At 69.7% G+C, this 21,733-nt stretch carries 16 protein-coding genes; 6 read left to right on the top strand and 10 right to left on the bottom strand.

The genetic code is table 11. The features are described 5' to 3' along the window. Positions 1-518 precede the first annotated feature (518 nt). Positions 519-1,442 (bottom strand): heme o synthase, encoded by a 924-nt coding sequence (locus BIU98_RS09325; protein WP_139200646.1) that lies wholly within the window; start codon positions 1,440-1,442, stop codon positions 519-521. Between the two features lie 389 nt (positions 1,443-1,831). Between BIU98_RS09325 and tkt the strand changes: the two genes are divergently transcribed. From tkt to pgl, 6 genes are all read left to right on the top strand, one after another. Beyond that, positions 1,832-3,928: a transketolase gene (gene tkt / locus BIU98_RS09320; RefSeq protein ID WP_071275232.1), complete on the top strand. Its 2,097-nt coding sequence runs from the start codon at positions 1,832-1,834 to the stop codon at positions 3,926-3,928. Positions 3,929-4,080: 152 nt separating this feature from the next. Beyond that, a complete protein-coding gene (gene tal, locus BIU98_RS09315) occupies positions 4,081-5,196 on the top strand; it encodes a transaldolase (RefSeq protein ID WP_071275229.1) in 1,116 nt (371 codons plus the stop codon). Beyond that, positions 5,196-6,821 carry a glucose-6-phosphate isomerase gene (locus BIU98_RS09310; RefSeq protein WP_071275226.1) on the top strand — a complete coding sequence of 542 codons (1,626 nt, stop codon included), beginning with the start codon at positions 5,196-5,198 and terminating at the stop codon, positions 6,819-6,821. The genes tal and BIU98_RS09310 overlap by 1 nt, the downstream gene beginning before the upstream one ends. Before the next feature lie 22 nt (positions 6,822-6,843). Then, entirely contained in the window at positions 6,844-8,382 is a 1,539-nt protein-coding gene (gene zwf / locus BIU98_RS09305) for a glucose-6-phosphate dehydrogenase (protein ID WP_071275223.1), read from the top strand. Continuing rightward, positions 8,379-9,323, top strand: a complete 945-nt coding sequence (locus BIU98_RS09300) for a glucose-6-phosphate dehydrogenase assembly protein OpcA (RefSeq protein WP_071275220.1) — start codon at positions 8,379-8,381, stop codon at positions 9,321-9,323. Before zwf ends, BIU98_RS09300 begins: the two co-directional genes overlap by 4 nt. Positions 9,324-9,432: 109 nt before the next feature. Next, on the top strand, positions 9,433-10,203 hold the full coding sequence (gene pgl / locus BIU98_RS09295; protein ID WP_071275217.1) for a 6-phosphogluconolactonase: 771 nt from the start codon (positions 9,433-9,435) through the stop codon (positions 10,201-10,203). A 329-nt stretch (positions 10,204-10,532) separates the two neighbouring features. Here the strand turns inward: pgl and BIU98_RS09290 are convergent, their stop codons facing one another. The 9 genes from BIU98_RS09290 to uvrA form a co-directional block, all read right to left on the bottom strand. Then, positions 10,533-10,892: an RNA polymerase-binding protein RbpA gene (locus BIU98_RS09290; RefSeq protein ID WP_071275214.1), complete on the bottom strand. Its 360-nt coding sequence runs from the start codon at positions 10,890-10,892 to the stop codon at positions 10,533-10,535. A gap of 3 nt (positions 10,893-10,895) precedes the next feature. Then, positions 10,896-11,147 carry a preprotein translocase subunit SecG gene (gene secG / locus BIU98_RS09285; RefSeq protein ID WP_071275211.1) on the bottom strand — a complete coding sequence of 84 codons (252 nt, stop codon included), beginning with the start codon at positions 11,145-11,147 and terminating at the stop codon, positions 10,896-10,898. A 104-nt stretch (positions 11,148-11,251) separates the two neighbouring features. Beyond that, on the bottom strand, positions 11,252-12,031 hold the full coding sequence (tpiA, locus tag BIU98_RS09280; RefSeq protein ID WP_071276389.1) for a triose-phosphate isomerase: 780 nt from the start codon (positions 12,029-12,031) through the stop codon (positions 11,252-11,254). Next, on the bottom strand, positions 12,028-13,245 hold the full coding sequence (pgk, locus tag BIU98_RS09275) for a phosphoglycerate kinase (protein WP_071275208.1): 1,218 nt from the start codon (positions 13,243-13,245) through the stop codon (positions 12,028-12,030). Before pgk ends, tpiA begins: the two co-directional genes overlap by 4 nt. A 3-nt stretch (positions 13,246-13,248) precedes the next feature. Further along, positions 13,249-14,253: a type I glyceraldehyde-3-phosphate dehydrogenase gene (gap, locus tag BIU98_RS09270; RefSeq protein WP_071275205.1), complete on the bottom strand. Its 1,005-nt coding sequence runs from the start codon at positions 14,251-14,253 to the stop codon at positions 13,249-13,251. 167 nt (positions 14,254-14,420) lie between these two features. Further along, positions 14,421-15,401, bottom strand: coding sequence for a DNA-binding protein WhiA (whiA, locus tag BIU98_RS09265; protein WP_071275202.1), 981 nt, complete (start codon positions 15,399-15,401; stop codon positions 14,421-14,423). A gap of 78 nt (positions 15,402-15,479) precedes the next feature. Continuing rightward, positions 15,480-16,367, bottom strand: a complete 888-nt coding sequence (gene rapZ, locus BIU98_RS09260; protein ID WP_071275199.1) for an RNase adapter RapZ — start codon at positions 16,365-16,367, stop codon at positions 15,480-15,482. A 149-nt stretch (positions 16,368-16,516) separates the two neighbouring features. Beyond that, positions 16,517-18,622 (bottom strand): excinuclease ABC subunit UvrC, encoded by a 2,106-nt coding sequence (gene uvrC / locus BIU98_RS09255; RefSeq protein ID WP_071275196.1) that lies wholly within the window; start codon positions 18,620-18,622, stop codon positions 16,517-16,519. Beyond that, positions 18,623-21,688, bottom strand: coding sequence for an excinuclease ABC subunit UvrA (gene uvrA / locus BIU98_RS09250; protein ID WP_071275193.1), 3,066 nt, complete (start codon positions 21,686-21,688; stop codon positions 18,623-18,625). Positions 21,689-21,733: the final 45 nt, after the last annotated feature.

Here is a 21,733-nt window from a genome sequence, read left to right as displayed (position 1 = left end):
GAGACACCGCCACGCCTTCCCCGCGAGACACCCCTGTCTGCGCGAGACACCGCCGAGCGGCCGAGACGACGCCGTTTTCGGCGGCGTCTCGAGCTGCACGAGGCGTTTCGACAACACACCGGCGTCTCGCACACCATCGACGAGGCGTTTCAACGAGACACCGGCGTCTCGCATGACAGCCATCCCGCGTACCGACGAGACACCGGCGTCTCGCACATCATCTACGAGGCGTTTCAACGAGACGCCGGCGTCTCGGACGACACCGACCCGACGTCCCGACGAGACACCGGCGCCTCACTGAGACACCGGCGTCTCGCCGACGCACACCGCACCACCACGAGGTCCGCAACGCCACCACCTGCCGGACGGGAGGCTCGGGGCGGGCCCGACATGAGCCTCCCGTCCGGAAGGGGCGCCGGTGCCCCGCACTCCGGAAACGACAAAGTCGACGTCGTACGACGTCGACCTTGTCGTTCTGAGTCGTGAAGGCGAGCCGCGCCGCCCGCCCGACCAGCGGCCTAGAAGCTGAACACCTGCGGCAGCAGCGGGTCGATGCCCACGGCGATGAACAGCAGCGTCAGGTACGTGATCGAGCTGTGGAAGACGCGCATCGGCTGCACGTGCTCGACGTGCTGGATGGCCCGCGTGTAGAGCTTGTGCGACTCGACGACGAACCAGATGCCCCCAGCCAGGGCGACCACCGTGTAGAGCGGCCCCATGTGGGCGACGGGGATGAGCAGCAGCGAGCAGACGAGCGTCGCCCAGGCGTACAGCACGACCTGGAGCCCCACGACCGTGCGGCCCCGGACGACGGCCAGCATCGGCACGGCGGCGGCGTCGTAGTCGTCGCGGTACTTCATCGACAGCGGCCAGTAGTGCGGCGGCGTCCAGAGGAAGATCACCATGAAGAGGATGACCGGCGCCCAGGTCAGCGACCCGGTGACGGCGGCCCAGCCGATGAGCACGGGCATGCAGCCGGCGGACCCGCCCCAGACGATGTTCTGCGGGGTTCGGCGCTTGAGCCACAGCGTGTAGACGAAGACGTAGATGAGGATCGCGGCGACGCTGAGCGCGGCGGCGAGCCAGTTCACCAGGAAGCCGAGGACGGCCGTGGACCCGATGGCGAGGATCCACGAGAACACCAGGGCCTGGCGGTCCGTGAGCTCCCCGGTGACGAGGGGGCGCGTGCTGGTGCGCTTCATCAGGCGGTCGATGTCGCGGTCGATGTAGCAGTTGAAGGCCGACGCGGAACCCGCCGACATCGCACCGCCGAGGAGCGTCCAGAACACGAGCCACAGGTCAGGCACCCCGCGCTGGGCGAGGAACATCGTCGGGGCGGTCGTGACGAGCAGCAGTTCCATGACGCGCGGCTTCGTCAGCGAGACGTACGCCCGGACCTTGCGGGACAGCGTCGAGCGTCGCTCGATGTCGGGCCTGGTCACGGTGGCAGTCGGCAAGGGGACCTCAGTCTGTGTCGCTTCAGCTCGCACACTCGGTGGACGGCGTCCTCGGCGTCCGGGCGTGCGCTGACCCGGAATGTCCACGGGTCGCGACCCACTTTACGCGATGCCACCGACGGAGCGGTGAACCGGACCGACACGGCGACGTCCTCCGGCCCGAGTTGTGAACAGTCGGGGTGACCTGGACACCTTCTGAGTGCCGGTTCACTATGCTGGAGGGGCCATCCGCAGTGTGCCCCGAAGACGTCGGCCCGCGAACGAGCCGGTCGGCCGCCGTTGACCGGCGACCTGACGGGGCGCCGGGTGGCCACCATGTCCGTGCGGTGGCACGAGCCCTCGCACACGTCGCATCAAGAAGGGTCAACATCCAAGTGGCTGAATTCACCTGGGACGCCATCGACAAGAAGGCCGTCGACACGGCGCGCGTACTCGCCGCCGACTCCGTCGAGGCGGCCGGCAACGGTCACCCCGGCACCGCGATGAGCCTCGCCCCGCTCGCACACCTGCTGTTCCAGAAGGTGATGCACCGCGACCCGAGCGACTCCACCTGGATCGGCCGCGACCGCTTCATCCTCTCCGCGGGTCACGCGTCCATCCTCCAGTACGTGCAGTTCTACCTGCACGGCTACGGCCTCGAGATCGAGGACCTCCAGCAGCTCCGCAAGTGGGGCTCGAAGACGCCGGGTCACCCGGAGTACGGCCACACGGACGGCGTGGAGATCACCACCGGTCCGCTCGGCCAGGGCTTCGCGTCCTCGGTCGGCTTCGCCTACGCGCAGCGCTTCGAGCGTGGCCTGTTCGACCCGGAGACCCCGGCCGGCCAGTCCCCCTTCGACCACTTCACCTACGTGATCGCCGGCGACGGCGACATGCAGGAGGGCGTGACGAACGAGGCCGCATCGCTCGCCGGGCGTCAGCAGCTCGGCAACCTCATCGCGTTCTACGACTCGAACCAGATCTCGATCGAGGACAACACCGACATCGCCTTCTCGGAGAGCGTCGCCGACCGCTACGAGGCGCTCGGCTGGCACGTCCAGACCGTCGACTGGAAGAAGACCGGCGAGTACTCCGAGGACGTCGAGGCACTCCACGCCGCCGTCGAGGCCGCCCAGCAGGTCACCGACCAGCCGTCGCTCATCGTCCTGAAGACGATCATCGGCTGGCCGTCGCCGACCAAGCAGAACTCCGGCAAGATCCACGGCTCCGCGCTCGGCGCCGAGGAGATCAAGGGCCTGAAGGAGGTCCTCGGCTTCGACACCGAGAAGACCTTCGAGGTCGCCCCCGAGGTCCTCGAGTACACCCGTGGCGCCGTCGCCAAGGGCCAGGCCCAGCACGCCGAGTGGCAGAAGTCCTTCGACGCGTGGGCCGCGGCCAACGCCGACAAGAAGGCGCTGTTCGACCGGATGAACGCCAAGGAGCTCCCCGAGGGCCTCGAGGCAGCGCTGCCGGTGTTCAGCACCGAGAAGGCCGTCTCGACCCGCGCCGCCTCCGGCAAGGTCATCAACGCCATCGCGCCGCACATGCCCGAGTTCTGGGGTGGGTCCGCCGACCTCGCCGAGTCGAACCTCACCACGATCGAGGGCGCCAAGTCCTTCGGTCCGGCCGAGGCCTCGACGTCGACCTGGAGCACCGACCCGTTCGGCCGCGTGCTGCACTTCGGCATCCGCGAGCACGCGATGGGCGCGATCCTCAACGGCATCGTGCTGCACGGCAACACCCGTCCGTTCGGTGGCACCTTCCTGATCTTCAGCGACTACATGCGTCCGGCAGTCCGTCTCGCCGCCCTCATGAAGGCGCCGGCGATCTACGTCTGGACCCACGACTCCATCGCCCTCGGCGAGGACGGCCCGACGCACCAGCCGATCGAGCAGCTCACGGCCCTCCGTGCGATCCCGGGTCTCGACGTCGTCCGTCCGGCCGACGCCAACGAGGTCGCGCACGCCTGGCTGACCATCCTCAAGCACACCGACCGCCCGGCCGGTCTGGCGCTCAGCCGCCAGAACCTCCCGGTGTTCGAGCGTGGCGAGGGCGACGCCTCCGGTGAGACGCTCGCGTCCGCCGCGAACGTCGCGAAGGGCGCGTACGTGCTCGCCGAGGCGCCGAACGGCACCCCGGACGTCATCCTCATCGGCTCCGGCTCCGAGGTCCAGATCGCGCTCGACGCCCGCGAGCAGCTCAAGGGCGAGGGCATCAACGCCCGCGTCGTGTCGGCTCCGTCGCTCGAGTGGTTCTTCGCGCAGGACGAGGCCTACCGCGAGTCGGTCCTCCCCGCCTCGATCAAGGCCCGCGTCTCGGTCGAGGCCGGCATCGGCATGAGCTGGCGCGACGTCGTCGGCGACGCCGGCCGCAGCGTGTCGATCGAGCACTTCGGTGCCTCGGCCGACTACCAGAAGCTGTACGACGAGTTCGGCTTCACCACGGAGCACGTCCTCGCCGCCGCGAAGGAAACCATCGCAGCAGCGTCCTGAGTCACGAGGGCCGGGTCCGGATCACGGACCCGGCCCTTCCGACGGGAGGCCCGCTGCGGCCCCGCACCGGGCCTCCCCTCCTCAGACGCTCACCCCACAGACCCCGACTCACCGCTCAGAGCGAGCGCACGTCGACGAAAGAAGAGAAACACATGACTGACACCACCCCCACCGAAGCCCTCTCCGCCGTCGGCGTGAGCATCTGGCTCGACGACCTGTCCCGTGAGCTCCTCGAGACCGGGCGTCTCGAGAACCTCATCAAGGACCGCAACGTCGTCGGCGTGACGACCAACCCGACGATCTTCGCGTCGGCCCTCGCCAAGGGCGAGCGCTACGACGACCAGGTCAAGGAGCTCGCCGCTGCCGACACCGACGTGACGGACGCGATCTTCGCGATCACCACGCAGGACGTCGCCAACGCGTCCGACGTCTTCAAGCCGATCTACGACGAGACCAAGGGCTTCGACGGCCGTGTCTCGATCGAGGTCGAGCCGGGCCTCGCCCACGACACCGCCAAGACCATCGAGCAGGCCAAGTTCCTGTTCGAGAAGGTCGGCCGCGAGAACGTCCTCATCAAGATCCCCGCGACGCTCGAGGGCCTCGAGGCCATCACCGAGGTCATCGGCGCCGGCATCTCGGTCAACGTCACCCTGATCTTCTCGCTCGAGCGCTACCGCGCCGTCATCGACGCCTACCTCGGTGGGCTCGAGAAGGCCAAGGCCGCCGGCCACGACCTCTCGAAGATCCACTCGGTCGCGTCCTTCTTCGTGTCGCGCGTCGACTCCGAGATCGACAAGCGCCTCGACGCCGTCGGCACCGACGAGGCCAAGGCCCTCAAGTCGAAGGCCGGCATCGCCAACGCGCAGCTCGCCTACCAGGTGTGGACCCAGGCCTTCGCCTCGGAGCGCGCCCTCGGCCTGCTCGAGTCCGGCGCCAACACGCAGCGTCCGCTCTGGGCCTCGACCGGCGTCAAGGACCCGTCGCTCTCCGACACGCTCTACGTGACCGAGCTCGCCGCGCCGAACACCGTCAACACGATGCCCGGCAAGACGCTCGAGGCCACGTTCGACCACGGCCAGGTCCACGGTGACGCGATCGCCGGCACGTTCGACTCGGCCAACGAGTTCATGGACCAGCTGGCTGCCGCTGGCGTCGACTACGACGACGTCGTCGGGCTCCTCGAGAAGGAGGGCGTGGACAAGTTCAACGTCTCCTGGGGTGAGCTCGTCGAGACCGTCAAGACGGCACTCGAGAACGCCAAGAAGTAGTGACTGTCTCCATCGCCGCCAGGGGTGACGCGGCGCGGGCCATCGAACAGGTGGTCCCGCGCCTCGTCACCGACCTGGTGGCGTCGGGCATCACCGCCCAGGACCCCGACCTCTGGGGCCCCGCGGCGGAGACCGAGGCCGCCTCGCGCCTCGGGTGGGTCGAAGCCGTCGCCACCTCGCGGCCGCTCGTCCCGCAGATCGTCGACCTGCGCGAGCAGCTCCTCGCTGAGGGGATCGACCACGTCGTCCTCGCCGGCATGGGCGGCTCGTCGCTGGCACCCGAGGTCATCACCCGCACCGCGGGCGTCCCCCTCACGGTGCTCGACTCGACCGACCCCGCCCAGGTCACCGCAGCGCTGACCGACCGCCTCGAGCGCACCGTGCTCGTCGTGTCGTCGAAGTCCGGCTCCACCCTGGAGACCGACTCGCAGCGCCGTGCGTACGCGCAGGCGTTCCAGGACGCCGGCATCGACCCGACCGGCCGCATCGTCGTCGTCACCGACCCGGGCTCCCCGCTCGAGGCCGCGGCGACCGAGGCTGGCTACCGCGTCTTCACGGCCGACCCCACCGTGGGCGGCCGCTGGTCGGCACTGACCGCGTTCGGCCTCGTGCCGTCGGGGCTCGCCGGCGCGGACATCGAGGAGCTGCTCGACGAGGCCGACGCGATCTCGGCGCTCCTGGCGGTCGACATCGACGAGAACCCCGGGCTCGTGCTCGGCGCGGTCCTCGCCGGCACCGATCCCCTGCGCGACAAGATCGGCATCGTCGCGGACGGCACCCACATCATCGGGTTCGCCGACTGGGCCGAGCAGCTGATCGCCGAGTCCACGGGCAAGTCCGGGCGCGGTCTGCTCCCCGTCGTCCTCGACGTGGACGCGCCCGAGCTCACCGCCGACCTGCCCGACCTGCAGGTCGTCCGGCTCGTCGGCTCCGCCAACGAGGAACGCCACGTCGCCGACCACGAGGTCGAGATCACCGGCACGCTCGGTGGCCAGTTCCTCGTCTGGGAGTACGCCGTGGCCGTCGCCGGGCGCCTGCTCGGCATCGACCCGTTCGACCAGCCTGACGTGGAGGCCGCCAAGGTCGCCACCCGGGCCCTGCTCGAGGACGACGGCGACCAGCCGGCGTCCGCGCTGACCGAGCCGGCGTTCCGGGAATCCGGCATCGCGGTGTCCGCGACCGGTCTCGAGACCGGCGGCAGCATCGCGCAGGCCGTGACGAGCCTCCTGGCCGGTGTCGGCCCCGACGGCTACGTGGCCATCCAGGCGTACGTGGACCGCGGCGTCAACCGCGAACTCGCGGTGCTCCGCGACATCGTCGCCGAGCGCATCGGCCGACCGGTCACGTTCGGCTACGGCCCGCGCTTCCTGCACTCCACCGGCCAGTACCACAAGGGCGGACCCGCGACGGGGGTGTTCCTGCAGATCCTCGCGGACGACGCAGGCGACCTGCCGATCCCCGGGCGGCCCTTCACGTTCGGCCAGCTCATCCGGGCCCAGGCAGCCGGGGACGCCAGCGTCCTCGCGCAGCACGGCCGCCCGGTGCTGACGCTGTCGTCCGGGGACCTCCCCGCCCTGGCAGACGTCGTCACCGCCGCGGTCCAGGGGCCCACACCCACTTCCTGACACCAAAGGAGTTCACCGACACATGTCACCGGTGGCGATCACCCCGGAGCACAACCCGCTCCGGTTGCCCACGGACCGTCGACTGAACAGGATCGCGGGTCCGAGCACCCTCATCATCTTCGGCGTGACAGGCGACCTGTCCCGCAAGAAGCTGATGCCCGCGGTCTACGACCTCGCGAACCGAGGGCTCCTGCCCCCGGGGTTCGCGCTGGTCGGGTTCGCTCGGCGCGACTGGGAGGACCAGGACTTCTCCCAGCTCGTCCACGACGCGGTCAAGGAACACTCCAGGACCCCCTTCGACGAGGACGTCTGGCGACAGCTCGAACAGGGCATCCGCTTCGTCCAGGGGTCGTTCGACGACCCCGAGGCCTTCGTCCAGCTCAAGGAGACGGTCGACGCCCTCGACGCCGAGCGGGGCACTCTGGGGAACCACGCGTTCTACCTGTCCATCCCGCCGAAGATGTTCCCGGTCGTCACCGAGCAGCTCAAGCTGTCCGGCCTGACGGACAAGCCGGAGGGCTCGTGGAGCCGTGTCGTCGTGGAGAAGCCCTTCGGGTCCGACCTCCGCACCGCACGCGAGCTCAACGCGATCGTCGAGAGCGTCTTCGCGCCCGACGACGTCTTCCGCATCGACCACTACCTCGGCAAGGAGACGGTCCAGAACCTCCTGACGCTGCGGTTCGCGAACCAGATGTACGAACCCATCTGGAACTCGAACTACGTGGACCACGTGCAGATCACGATGGCCGAGGACATCGGCGTCGCTGGTCGTGCCGCGTACTACGACGGCATCGGGGCGGCGCGCGACGTCATCCAGAACCACCTGCTGCAGCTCCTGGCCCTCACAGCCATGGAGGAGCCCGTCTCGTTCAAGGCCGGACACCTCCGCGCCGAGAAGGAGAAGGTGCTCTCCGCGGTCGAGCTGCCGGAGGACCTGTCCACCGCCACCGCCCGCGGCCAGTACTCGGGCGGCTGGCAGGGCGGCGAGAAGGTCCTCGGGTTCCTGGACGAGGCGGGCATGAACCCCGAGTCCACGACCGAGACCTTCGCTGCCGTCAAGCTCAACATCGCGACCCGTCGCTGGCAGGGCGTGCCGTTCTACCTGCGCGCCGGCAAGCGTCTCGGCCGCCGCGTGACCGAGATCGCGATCGTGTTCAAGCGCGTCCCGGAGGCCGTGTTCGGCATCCCGCAGTCGCCGCTCGGCCAGAACGCGCTCGTCGTCCGGGTCCAGCCGGACGAGGGCGTCACGCTCCGCTTCGGCTCGAAGGTCCCCGGCGTCGGCACGCAGGTGCGCGACGTGACGATGGACTTCGGCTACGGCCACGCGTTCACCGAGGCATCCCCCGAGGCCTACGAGCGACTCATCCTCGACGTGCTCCTCGGTGACCCGCCGCTGTTCCCGCGGCACCAGGAGGTCGAGCTGTCCTGGAAGATCCTCGACCCGATCGAGGAGTTCTGGGCCACGCAGGGCCAGCCCGAGCAGTACCGTCCCGGCACGTGGGGTCCGGCTTCGGCCGACGAACTCCTCGCCCGCGACGGCCGGACCTGGAGGCGTCCATGAAGATCGACCTGCCCAACACCACGGTCTCGAAGATCCAGAAGACCCTCGTCCACATCCGCGAGGAAGGGGGCGCGGTCGCACTCGGCCGTGTCCTCACGCTGATCATCTCGACGGCCCTCGGCCACGAGGAAGAGGCGATCGCGGCCGCGAACGAGGCGTCCCGCGAGCACCCGATGCGCGTGATCATCGTGTCGAAGAACGACGGTGACAACGCGTCGCCCGGGCGTCTCGACGCGCAGATCCGCGTGGGGAGCGACGCCGGCGCCAGCGAGGTCATCGTCCTGCGTGCCTACGGCGAGACGGCCACCGACGAGGAGAGCCTCGTCACCGGCCTGCTCCTGCCCGACGCGCCGGTCGTGGCCTGGTGGCCCGGGATCGCTCCGGCGAAGCCGGCGGAGTCCTCGCTCGGGCGCATCGCCCAGCGACGGATCACCGACGCCGCCGCACAGCGTGACCCGAACACGGCGATCACCGCCCTGGGCGAGTCCTACGTGCCCGGCGACACCGACTTCGCGTGGACGCGTCTGACCCTGTGGCGGAACCAGCTCGCCGCGGCGCTCGACCAGCCGCCGTACGAGCCGGTCACCGGCGTCGAGGTCTCGGGCGCCAGCGACAGCCCGTCGACGTTCCTCCTCGCCGCCTGGCTGCAGCTGCAGCTCCAGGTGCCCGTGTCGGTCGTCACGTCGCCCCGCGCCACGGGCTCGAGCGGCATCCACGGCGTCACGCTGTCCCGCGAGTCCGGCGACATCGAGCTCGAACGCTCCCTCGTCGACGTGGCCACGCTGTCGATGCCGGGCCAGCCGGTGCACGACCTGTCGCTGCCACGCCGGAACCTGCGCGACTGCCTCGCCGAGGAACTCCGTAGACTCGACCCCGACGTCCTCTTCGGAGACGTCGTCAAGCACGGCGTGGCGCAGCTCCGCGACTCGATCGCCAGCTGACCAGCACCACCGCGGTCCGACCGTCCCGCCCCTGTCGTCACGGCAGGGGCGGACCGGACGGGCCGACCGCGACCACATCCCCTGGCCGCTCCACGAACACGGGAGTCACGTGACCAACGAACGGCGGGTGCTCGTGCACCCGGACAAGCAGGCCCTCGGCGCGTCGGTCGCCGCACGCTTCATCACGAAGATCATCGACGTGCTGGACGAGCAGGAGCGCGCCGACATCGCCATCAGCGGTGGCTCGGTGTCCACGCTGGTGCTCGCCGCCATCGGTCAGTCGCAGGCTCGTGAGAGCGTCGACTGGTCGAAGGTGCACGTCTGGTGGGTCGACGAGCGCTGGGTACCAGAGGGTGACGCGGACCGCAACATCACGGGCACGCAGTCCGACTTCTTCGACCACGTCGGCATCCCGGCCGCGAACATCCACCCGATGGCCGCGTCCGACGCCGGACTCAGCATCGACGAGGCCGCCGCGCAGTACGAGCGTGAGCTCCAGGCCGCTGCGCCCGACTCCGCGATCGCGCCGAAGTTCGACATCACCCTGCTCGGTGTCGGCCCGGACGGCCACACCGCGTCGCTGTTCCCGGAGTTCCCGCAGCTCACAGTGACTGACCGCGTCGTGGTGCCCGTCGACGACTCCCCCAAGCCGCCGCCGCAGCGCCTGACCCTGACCTACCCGGCGATCAACGCGTCGCAGCGCGTGTGGGTCATCCTGTCCGGTGCCGAGAAGGCCTCGGTCCTCGGGCTGGCCCTCGCGGGTGCTTCCGTCGACGAGGTCCCCGTCGGTGGCGTCCAGGGACGCAAGCGCACCGTCTTCTTCGTGGACCAGGACGCCGCCCGCGACGTGCCGGAGAACCTCATCGCGTCGACCTACTGACGCACCCCACGGACGGGAGGCCCGGTGCCAGCTGGCACCGGGCCTCCCGTCCGTCTGTGGTCACTCCGCGACCGCCGCGCGTCTCCAGACGTCTGGCCACGCACCTCCCGTGCCCGAGTGGTCACGACTCACCGCTCACGTCCTGGGAGCGGTCGATGACCGTCGCTCCGACGCCGCGTCAACGACGGTCTGTGACCGTTCGGCGACCGCACTCGGGGTGTCGTGACCGCTCGCCCCTCGGCACGGCAGGTGGCACCTCGGCACGACACTGCGCGAACGACGAAGGCCCCCGCACCAACGGTGCGGGGGCCTTCGTGTGGACCAGGTGCCTACTTCGCGGTACCGCGACGCTGGCGGAGCTGCTGCAGCGCGTCCTCGAGGAGCTGGGCTGCCTCTTCCTCGGTGCGGCGCTCCTTCACGTACGCGAGGTGCGTCTTGTACGGCTCGGTCTTGGAGACCACGGGCGGGTTCTCCTTGTCGCGGCCGGCCGGGAGCCCGCTGGACGGCGAGTCGACCGTCTCGGGGATCTCCTCGTCGGGGAGGGTCGCGGAGAAGTACCGCACGACCTCGTTCCCGAGGGCGTCCCAGTACGAGATCGCCACACGTTCTGCCTGGACCCCGCGGTCCTGCTCCCCCATCGGGCCCGCGCCGACGCGAGACCCTCGGATTGCACTGCCTCCGGATGCCATGGCTCAGCTCCCCGCTGTGAACTTGTTGATGAGACCGAGCACGATGATGCTCGTGATCCACAGGAGTCCGAGGATCACCGTGATGCGGTTCAGGTTGCGCTCGGCCACGCCGGACGCCCCGAGGTTGCTCGTCACGCCACCGCCGAACATGTCGGAGAGGCCGCCACCGCGGCCCTTGTGCAGCAGGATGAGGAGCGTGAGCAGGAGGCTCGTGATTGCGAGCAGGACCTGCAGCACGACGGAGAGTATCGCCACGACGTACCTTTCGTGTCAGTCAGCCGTACCAGTGTACCGGCCGAGCAGGGCTCGGCCGGTACCGGCACGGGAGTGGTGCGGGAGCAGGTGCTCCAGGAGCTGCGTCAGAGCCCGACGTGCTGGCGGAACCGCGCGATCGCGGCGAACTCCTGCACGTCGAGGGACGCCCCGCCGACGAGCGCGCCGTCGACGTCGGGCTCGCGGAGGAACCCCGCGATGTTGCCGGACTTGACCGAGCCGCCGTAGAGCACCCGTGTCGCCGCGGCTGCCTCGTCGCCCCACGTCGCAGCGATCCCACGACGGAGTGCGGCGCACTCGTCCTGGGCCTGCTCGGCCGTGGCGGCCTGGCCGGAGCCGATGGCCCAGACCGGCTCGTAGGCGACGACGATCTCGGATGCGGGCACGGCGTCGAGGACGACCTGCAGCTGCTCGACCGGGACGACCCCGGGACCGCGCTCGTCGCGCTGCTCCCCGGTCTCGCCGACGCAGACGATCGGCACGAGACCGTGCTTCACGGCGGCTGCGGTCTTCGCGGCGACGACCTGGTCGGTCTCCCCGTGCATGGTGCGGCGCTCGGAGTGGCCGACGATCACGTAGGCGGCGTCGAGCGCAGCCAGGAACGCACCGGACACGTCACCGGTGTATGCACCGGAGTCGTGCTGGGACAGGTCCTGGGCGCCGAAGCGGATCGGGAGCTTGTCGGCGGAGATGAGCGTCTGCACGCTGCGGAGGTCCGTGAAGGGCGGGAACACCGCGACCTCGACGTCGTCGAAGTCGTGGCGAGCGTCCTTCAGCGTCCAGGCGAGCTTCTGGACGGTCGCGATGGCCTGGAGGTGGTCCAGGTGCATCTTCCAGTTGCCGGCGATCAGCGGTGTGCGGCTCATGCGGTCCACCCCAGGGCTTCGAGGCCGGGGAGCGACTTGCCCTCGAGGAACTCGAGGCTCGCACCGCCACCGGTCGAGATGTGCCCGAACTGGTCGTCCGTGAAGCCGAGGGACCGGACAGCTGCGGCCGAGTCACCACCGCCGACGACGCCGAGGCCGTCGACCTCGGTCAGCGCCTGCGCGACGGTCTTCGTACCGGCGGCGAACGCCCGGAACTCGAACACGCCCATCGGGCCGTTCCAGAACACGGTCTTCGAACCGGACACGGCCTTGGCGAACCGCGCCGCGGTCTCCGGGCCGATGTCGAGGCCGATGCCGTCCGCGCCGAACGAGGAGGACTCGATCGCGTCGGCCGGGACCGTCTCGTGGTCGGCGTCGGCGGCGAACCCGGAGGCCACCACGACGTCGGTCGGCAGGTCGATGGTGACGCCGAGCTCTTTCGCCCGCGAGACGTACTCGCGGACGACGTCGAGCTGGTCCTGCTCGAGGAGCGACTTCGCCACTCCGTGGCCTTCGGCAGCCAGGAAGGTGAAGAGCATGCCGCCGCCGATGCAGAGCGTGTCGACCTTCGGCAGGATGTGGTCGATGACGCCGAGCTTGTCGCTGACCTTCGAGCCGCCGAGCACCACCGTGTAGGGGCGCTCGGGGTCCTTGGTCAGCCGCTCGAGCACGGTGAGCTCCTGCTCGATGAGCTGCCCGGCCGCGGACGGCAGGGCGGAGGCGAGCTCGTACACGGAGGCCTGCTTGCGGTGCACGACACCGAAGCCGTCGGACACGAACGCGTCACCGAGTGCGGCGATGCGCTCCGCGAAGGCCTGGCGCTCGGCGGCGTCCTTCGAGGTCTCCTCCGGGTTGAAGCGGAGGTTCTCGAGCAGCAGGACGTCGCCGTCCTCGAGGTCCTCGGCGGCCGCGGTGGCCTCGTCGCCGACGGTCTCGCCGACGAAGGTCACCGGCTTCCCGAGCAGCTCCGAGAGCCGCTGGGCGACCGGCGCGAGTGAGAACTCGGGCTTGGGTTCGCCGTCGGGTCGACCGAGGTGGGAGACCACGATGACCCGCGCGCCGGCGGTGATCAACGTGTTCAACGTGGTGAGCGACGCCCGCACGCGGCCGTCGTCCGTGATCGTGCCGTCCTTCAGTGGGACGTTCAGGTCACAGCGGACGACGACGCGCTTGCCGGCGAGGTCGCCGAGGTCCTCGAGGGTTCGGAGGGCCATGTGTTACAGCCGCTCCCCGACGTACTCGGTGAGGTCGACGAGGCGGTTCGAGTAGCCCCACTCGTTGTCGTACCACGAGGTGATCTTCACGAGCCCGCCGATGACCTTGGTCAGGCCGGAGTCGTAGATCGAGGAGTGCGGGTCCGTGGTGATGTCGGTCGACACCAGCGGGTCCTCGCTGTAGAGCAGGATGCCCTTCATCGGGCCCTCGGCGGCCTCCTTGTACGCGGCGTTGATCTCGTCGACGGTGACCTCGGACTTGGTCTCGAGGGTGAGGTCGGTGATCGAGCCGGTGGGGACCGGGACGCGCAGCGCGAAGCCGTCGAGCTTGCCGGCGAGCTCGGGCATGACCAGGCCGATGGCCTTGGCGGCACCGGTCGAGGTCGGGACGATGTTCAGCGCGGCGGCACGGGCACGACGCGGGTCCTTGTGCGGGCCGTCCTGCAGGTTCTGGTCGGCGGTGTACGCGTGGACCGTGGTCATGAGACCGCGTTCGATGCCGAACTTGTCGTGGAACACCTTGGCGAGCGGCGCGAGGCTGTTCGTGGTGCACGACGCGTTCGAGATGATGTGGTGGTTCGCGGCGTCGTACTGGTCTTCGTTCACACCGAGCACGATGGTGACGTCGTCACCCGTGGCCGGAGCGGAGATGATGACCTTCTTGGCGCCGGCGTCGATGTGCTTCTGCGCATCGGCGGCCTTGGTGAAGAAGCCGGTCGACTCGATGACGATGTCGACGCCCAGCTCGCCCCAGGGGAGGTTCGCGGGGTCGCGCTCCGCGAGGACCTTGATCGGCTTGCCGTCGACGACGATGTTGTCGCCGTCCAGCTCGACGGAGACGCCGAGACGACCCGTGATCGAGTCGAACTTGAGCAGGTTCGCGAGTGCGGCGTTGTCGGTGAGGTCGTTCACCGCCACGATCTCGAGGTCGCTGCCCTTGGCCAGGGCGGCCCGGAAGAAGTTGCGGCCGATCCGGCCGAAGCCGTTGATACCGATCTTGACGGTCAAAGGATCTCCTGTGGGGTGTGGAGCGCCCAGAGGACGCTGCTTTCGGGAGTCACGCACCCGTGACGGGCACGCGGGTGGCTGACGATACGCCCCGTAACGCCACCGAAACGAGCCTAGCAGTCAGAGCCCCACACGCCGCCTGGACGACGTCGACCGTGCAGCGGACGTCAGACGCCCTCGAGCTCCTCCGGCACGCTGGCCTCGGTGCCCGGGATGTCGAGCTCAACGGCGCGCTTGTCGGCCATCGCCAGGAGCCGGCGGATGCGGCCGGCGATGGCGTCCTTCGTCATGGGCGGGTCCGCGTGCTGACCGAGCTCGTCGAGCGAGGCGTCACGGTGCTGCAGGCGGAGCGAACCGGCGTACTGCAGGTGGTCGGGGACCTCGTCGCCGAGGATCTCGAGCGCGCGCTCGACCCGGGCGCACGCGGCGACGGCGGCCTGCGCGGAGCGACGGAGGTTGGCGTCGTCGAAGTTCACCAGGCGGTTGGCGGTGGCACGGACCTCGCGGCGCTGGCGCATCTCCTCCCACTCGGAGGTGGTGCGCGCAGCCCCCATCACGGTGAGCATCTGCCCGATGGCCTCGCCGTCGCGGATGACGACGCGGTGCACCCCGCGGACCTCGCGGCCCTTCGCGGCGATGCCGAGACGTGACGCGGCTCCCACCAGGGCCATCGCCGCCTCGTTGCCCGGGCAGGTGACCTCGAGCGCAGCGGCTCGGCCCGGGTCGGTCAGGGTGCCGGCGGCGAGGAACGCGCCGCGCCAGATGGCGGCCAGGTCCTCGCGGTTGCCCGTGGTGAGGCGGTTCGGGAGCCCACGCACGGGACGACGACGGGCGTCCATCAGGCCGGTCTGCCGGGCGAGGGTCTCCCCCGCCTCGAGCACGCGGACCAGGTAGCGGGTGCCGCGACGAGCCGAGGCGGTCGAGCCGACCGAGGCCTCGCTCCGCACGCCGTAGAGCTCGGCGAGGTCCTTGCGCACGCGGTGCACGATGATCCGGGTGTCGAGCTCGACCTCGACGGCGATCCTGCCGGAGATGACGTGCAGGCCACCCGCGAACCGGAGGATCGTCGCGAGTTCGGCGGCACGGACCGTGTTGCGGCCCACGACGACCCTGGCCAGTTCGTCCTTGACCTCGGCAGTCAACGGCACAGCATCATTCCTAACGTTTCTGGTGGTGGGGCTCGTCGGTCCCGTTGGCGCACCCGTGTGCAGCGGCCGGTGGGACGGTCACTCCCGGCCGAGATCTCGGTTCTTCACACGCACGGCGACGTTGGGCATCCCGCGGAGGACGCTCGCCAACTCGGCGACGATGGCGACCGAGCGGTGCTTCCCGCCGGTACAGCCGATGGCGATCGTAGCGTGTCTTTTGTTCTCGCGCTGGTATCCGGCGAGCACGGGCTCGAGCACGGACGCGTACCGGTCGACGAACACCCGGGCGCCCGACTGGGCCAGCACGTACTCCGAGACCGGCTCGTCGAGACCGGTGTGCTCACGCAGTTCCGGCACCCAGTAGGGGTTCGGGATGAAACGCACGTCGGCGACCATGTCGGCGTCCGTCGGCAGCCCGTACTTGAAGCCGAAGCTCATCAGCGTCACCTGGACACCGGTGAAGCGGTCCTCGGCGAACTTCTCGGTGATGGTGTTCGCGAGTTGGTGGATGTTCAGGTCGGACGTGTCGATGATCACGTCGGAGGCCTCGCGCAGCCCGAGCAGCCGGGTGCGCTCGCGCGCGATGCCGTCGAGGAGGGTGTCCTCGCCCTGGAGCGGGTGGGGTCGGCGCACCTGCTCGAACCGTCGCACGAGGACCTGGTCGGTCGCTTCGAGGAACAGCACGCGGACCCGCGCCGAGGTGCTCGCGCGGAGCTGCTCGACGGCGTGCTCCGGTGCGGTGAAGTACCGCCCACCGCGGACGTCCACCACCGCGGCGAGCTTCGGGATCTTCTCCCCGGCGCGGTCGGCCAGGTCGGTGAGCGGTCCGAGCATCTGCGTCGGCAGGTTGTCGACGACGTACCAGTCGAGGTCCTCGAGCGCCTTGCCGACCGTCGAGCGACCGGCGCCCGACATCCCGGTGACGATGAGGACGTCGTGCTGGGGCTTCGGTTCGGTGTCCGTCATCTGGGAGATGTGCTCCGTCGTCGCTGCCCGGGCGCGTCGCCCGAGTGGTCCGGTGGCCCGCAGAGCGGGCCGGGGTCTGGTGGCTCGGCGTCAAGGCTACCGTCCGGCACGGGCGAGCGGACCGGCCGGTCTGGAGGCTCGTGGTGGCGTCACGACGGCAGCATCGGACCGTCGCTGGTCACCTCGGGGACCCGCACCGGGCCTCCCGTCCGGTCGTCCGTCGACTCTGCGGAGGCGGACGCGTCTGCGTCCCCGGCGCTCGTCGGACCGGTCGCGCTGGTCGGCTCGGCCGGGGACTCCCCCGTCGGCGTGCTCGTCGGGACGGTCTGCAGCTTGCGGACGACCGCGGCGGCCGTGGCGGGGCCGATGCCGGGCACCACGCCGATCTCCTCAGCGGTGGCACCGCGGAGCCGCGCCACCGAGCCGAAGTGCTTCAGCAGCGCGCTGACCCGGCTCGGGCCGAGGCCCGGGATCTCGGACAGCTGCGTGCGGACGTCGCGCTTGCGGCGGCCGCGCTGGTGCGTGATCGCGAAGCGGTGGGCCTCGTCGCGGATGCGTTGGATGAGGAACAGCGCCTCGGAGTTGCGCGGCAGGATCACCGGGAAGTCGTCGTCCGGCAACCAGAGCTCCTCGAGCCGCTTGGCGATGCCGACGAGCGCGATGTCGGTGACGCCAGCCTCGTCCATCGCACGCTTGGCGGCCGCCACCTGGGGCTGGCCGCCGTCGACGATGAGCAGCTGCGGGCGGTACGCGAACCGCTTGGTCGGCTTCTCGACCGCCACGACGCCGTCCGCGTTGTGGTCGGGCTGGTCCGGCAGCTCGGCGTCCTCGTCGAGCCGCGCGAGCCGACGGGTCAGCACCTGGTGCATGCTGTCGGTGTCGTCGCGGGTCTCGGCGATCGAGTAGCGACGGTACTGGTCCTTGCGCGGCAGGCCGTCCTCGAACACCACCATCGAGGCGACCACGTTGGTGCCCTGCAGGTGCGAGATGTCGTAGCACTCCATGCGCAGCGGCGCCTCGGACATGCCCAGGGCCTCCTGGATGTCGGCCAGGGCCGCAGCGCGGGTGGTGTAGTCGGCAGAGCGCTTCGTCTTGTAGAGCATGAGGGCCTGCTGCGCGTTCTGCGAAGCCGTACGGGCGAGCCCGGCTCGGTCACCGCGCTGCGCGGTGCTGAGCTTCGTGCCACGCCCACCTCGGCGGTCGCTGAGCCACTGCTGCAGGGCGTCGGCGTCCTCGGGGAGCTCGGGCACGACGACCTCGCGCGGGGGCTCCTCCATGCTCGGACTGGTCAGTGCCCCGGCGGTCTGGGGCGCCAGCTCGCCGTCGGCGTAGACGCCCTGGACGATCTGCTCGACGAGGTCGCCGGTGCTGATGTCGAGCTCCTTGTCGACGACCCAGCCCCGCACACCGCGGATGCGGCCGCCGCGGACGGAGAACAGCTGGACCGCGGCTGCGAGCTCGTCCTCGGCGATGCCGAACAGGTCGAGGTCGACCGAGTCCTTGAGCACCACGGCGGACTTCTCGAGCACGGCCTCGAGGGCCTCGACCTGGTCGCGGAACCTTGCGGCCTGCTCGTACTGCATCGCGTCGGCGGATGCTCCCATCCGCTGCCGCAGCTGCGTGATGATGCGGCGGTCGTAGCTGCCCATGAAGCGGACGAACTCCTCGACCATCGCGCGGTGCTCGGCGATCGTGACCCGCTGCGAGCACGGCCCACCGCACTTGCCGATCTGCCCGGGGAAGCAGGGCTTGCCCGTCTGCATGGCGCGCTTGTACGAGGAGTCCGAGCACGTGCGGATCGGGAACACCTTGATCATCAGGTCGATGGTGTCGTGCACGGCCCAGATCTTCGGGTAGGGACCGAAGTACTTCGCGCCCCGGATCTTCCGGTTGCGCGTGACCATGACCCGCGGGGCTTCGTCCCCGAGCGTGATCGCCATGTACGGGTACGACTTGTCGTCCCGGAACTTGACGTTGAAGGGCGGGTCGAACTCCTTGATCCAGGTGTACTCGAGCTGCAGGGCCTCGATGTCCGAGCCGACCGTCGTCCACTCGACGCTGCGAGCGGTGAGGACCATCCGCCGGGTGCGTTCGTGGAGCGTGGGCAGCGGGGCGAAGTAGTTGCTCAGGCGGGCGCGGAGGTTCTTCGCCTTGCCGACGTAGAGCACCCGACCGTTGCCGTCACGCCAGCGGTAGACGCCCGGGTCGGTCGGGATCTCCCCCGCCTTCGGACGCCACGAGACGGTGTCCGCCACCTACCGAGCACCCGCCTTCTGCTTGTCGGCGGCACTGCCGCGCTTGAGCGAGCCCAACTTCGACTCGTCGACGGTGCGGGCGCCGACGGAGCGCTCCTTGCCGACGCGGGCGTCCTGGGCTTCGAGGATCTCGCGGAGGAACACCCCCGTGTGGCTCTCGGGGACCTCGGCGATGTGCTCGGGCGTTCCCACGGCGAGGACCGTGCCGCCGCCGGAGCCGCCCTCCGGCCCCATGTCGATGACCCAGTCCGCGGACTTGATGACGTCGAGGTTGTGCTCGATCGTGATGACGGTGTTGCCCTTGTCGACCAGGCTCTGCAGCACGAGGAGCAGCTTGCGGACGTCCTCGAAGTGCAGCCCCGTCGTCGGCTCGTCGAGCACGTACACGGTGCGGCCGTTCGAGCGGCGCTGGAGCTCGGTCGCGAGCTTGACGCGCTGGGCCTCGCCGCCGGAGAGCGTCGTGGCGCTCTGCCCGAGGCGGACGTACCCGAGCCCCACGTCGACGAGGGTCGCCATGTAGCGGTGGATCGCGGAGATCGGTTCGAAGAACTCGGCGGCCTCGCTGATGGGCATGTCGAGGACCTCGGAGATGTCCTTGCCCTTGTAGTGGACCTGCAGCGTCTCACGGTTGTAGCGCGCACCGCCGCAGACCTCGCACGCGACGTAGACGTCGGGCAGGAAGTTCATCTCGATCTTGATGGTGCCGTCACCGGAGCAGTTCTCGCAGCGGCCGCCCTTGACGTTGAAGCTGAAGCGGCCGGGCAGGTACCCGCGCGCCTTGGCCTCGGTCGTCTCGGCGAAGAGCCCGCGGATGCGGTCGAAGACGCCGGTGTAGGTCGCCGGGTTCGAGCGCGGGGTGCGACCGATCGGGGCCTGGTCGACGTGCACGACCTTGTCGAGCTGGTCGAGGCCCTTGACGCGGGTGTGCTTGCCGGCGATGTGTCGGGCACCATTGAGCTGGTTGGCGAGCACCTTGTAGAGGATGTCGTTGACCAGGGTCGACTTGCCCGATCCGCTGACGCCCGTCACCGCGGTGAACACGCCGAGCGGGAAGTCGGCGTCGACCTCCTGCAGGTTGTTGGCGCGGGCCCCCTGCACGCTGATGACCCGCTTGCGGTTGACCTTGCGGCGCGACGCGGGCATCTCGATCGCGCGCCGACCGGCGAGGTAGTCCCCGGTGATCGACTCGCGGTTCTCGATCATGTCGGCGTACGAGCCCGAGTGCACGACGTTGCCGCCGTTCACGCCGGCGCCGGGGCCGATGTCGACGACCCAGTCCGCCGTGCGGATGGTGTCCTCGTCGTGCTCGACGACGATGAGCGTGTTGCCGAGGTTCTTGAGCTTGACGAGGGTGTCGATGAGGCGACGGTTGTCGCGCTGGTGCAGCCCGATGCTCGGCTCGTCGAGGACGTAGAGCACGCCGGTCAGGCCGGAGCCGATCTGGGTGGCCAGGCGGATGCGCTGGGCCTCACCACCGGAGAGCGAGCCCGCGCCGCGGGACAGGGTGAGGTAGTTCAGGCCGACCTCGAGCAGGAACTCGAGTCGGGCGCGGATCTCCCGGAGGACCGCCGCCGCGATGTGGGCTTCGCGGTCGGTGAGCGACAGGGTGTCCATGAACGCGTAGGCGTCGTCGAGGCTGAGCTGGGTGACGTCGGCGATGCTGTGGTCGGCGACGGTGACGCCGAGGACCTCGGGCTTCAGGCGGGTGCCGTCACACACGGGGCAGGGGACCTCGCGCAGGTAGCCCTGGAAGCGCTGCCGCTGCGAGTCCGACTCGGCCTCGGCGAACTTGCGTTCGATGTAGGGCATGACGCCCTCGAACCCGCTGGTGTAGCGCATCTCACGGCCGAAGCGGTTGCGCCAGGACACCGAGACCTCGAAGTCCTTGCCGGTGAGGATCGCGGCCTGCACCGTCGGGTCCAGCTGGTTCCACGGGGTGTCGAGCTTGAAGCCGAGCTCCTTGCCGAGGCCGCCGAGCAGCTTCTCGAAGTAGGAGTACAGCCCGCTCGTGCCGGTCCAGGGCAGCAGGACGCCGCCGGACAGCGTGGCCTCGGGGTCACCGAGCACCAGGTCGGGGTCGACCGACATGCGCGTGCCGAGGCCGGAGCACTCCGGGCAGGCACCGAACGGCGCGTTGAACGAGAAGGTGCGGGGCTCGATCTCGGTGAGCGCGAGGGGGTGGTTGTTCGGGCAGGAGAGGTTCTCGGAGTAGGTCCGGACGGCGCCGGGCCCCTCGTGGTCCACCAGGTCGATCGCCACCGTCCCGTTGGTCAGGCGCAGCGCGGTCTCGAGGGAGTCCGTCAGCCGCCCGAGGATGTCGTCGCTCGCCACCAGGCGGTCGATGATGACCGAGATGTCGTGCTTGACCTGCTTCTTGAGCGTGGGCGGGCTGTTCAGCTGGATCCGCTCGCCGTCGACGATCGCACGGGAGTAGCCGGACGCGGCGAGCTCCTGGAAGAGGTCGACGAACTCGCCCTTCTTCTTCGAGACGATCGGCGCGAGGACCTGGAACCGGGTGCCGGTCTCCTGCGTCATCAGCTGGTCGGCGATCTGCTGCACGCTCTGCTTGCTGATGACCTCTCCGCAGACAGGGCAGTGCGGGATGCCGATGCGCGCCCAGAGCAGGCGCATGTAGTCGTAGACCTCGGTGATCGTGCCGACGGTCGAGCGCGGGTTGCGGTTCGTCGACTTCTGGTCGATCGACACCGCAGGCGACAGGCCCTCGATGAAGTCGACGTCCGGGCGGTCGACCTGCCCGAGGAACTGGCGCGCGTAGGCGGAGAGGGACTCGACGTAGCGCCGCTGCCCCTCGGCGAAGATGGTGTCGAACGCCAGCGAGGACTTCCCCGAGCCGGACAGGCCCGTGAACACGACGAGCGAGTCGCGTGGGATCTCGAGGTCCACGTCACGCAGGTTGTGCACGCGCGCACCACGGACGCTGAGCGTCGACGTGCTGTGCGGAGCGGTGCCGCCGGGGAGGTGCAGGTCTGCAGGCTCGAGGTCCGCGGAGTCGCCGAAGGCGTTCCGGCCGGAGGTCGCGGAGTCGCGGTCAGAAGTGATGGTCATCACCGACGATTGTACGAACCGGCTCCGACATTCGCCGACCCGAGG

The organism is Curtobacterium sp. MMLR14_010 (assembly GCF_001865015.1).
Lineage (GTDB): Bacteria > Actinomycetota > Actinomycetes > Actinomycetales > Microbacteriaceae > Curtobacterium.
This window is presented reverse-complemented; position numbering and strand designations above follow the sequence as displayed.

Coding starts and splice junctions, on each gene's coding strand:
- tal (WP_071275229.1), top strand. CDS start 4,081: ATGACTGACACCACCCCCACCGAAGCCCTCTCCGCCGTCGGCGTGAGC.
- zwf (WP_071275223.1), top strand. CDS start 6,844: ATGTCACCGGTGGCGATCACCCCGGAGCACAACCCGCTCCGGTTGCCC.
- BIU98_RS09300 (WP_071275220.1), top strand. CDS start 8,379: ATGAAGATCGACCTGCCCAACACCACGGTCTCGAAGATCCAGAAGACC.
- BIU98_RS09290 (WP_071275214.1), bottom strand. CDS start 10,892: ATGGCATCCGGAGGCAGTGCAATCCGAGGGTCTCGCGTCGGCGCGGGC.
- tpiA (WP_071276389.1), bottom strand. CDS start 12,031: ATGAGCCGCACACCGCTGATCGCCGGCAACTGGAAGATGCACCTGGAC.
- pgk (WP_071275208.1), bottom strand. CDS start 13,245: ATGGCCCTCCGAACCCTCGAGGACCTCGGCGACCTCGCCGGCAAGCGC.
- rapZ (WP_071275199.1), bottom strand. CDS start 16,367: ATGACGGACACCGAACCGAAGCCCCAGCACGACGTCCTCATCGTCACC.
- uvrA (WP_071275193.1), bottom strand. CDS start 21,688: ATGACCATCACTTCTGACCGCGACTCCGCGACCTCCGGCCGGAACGCC.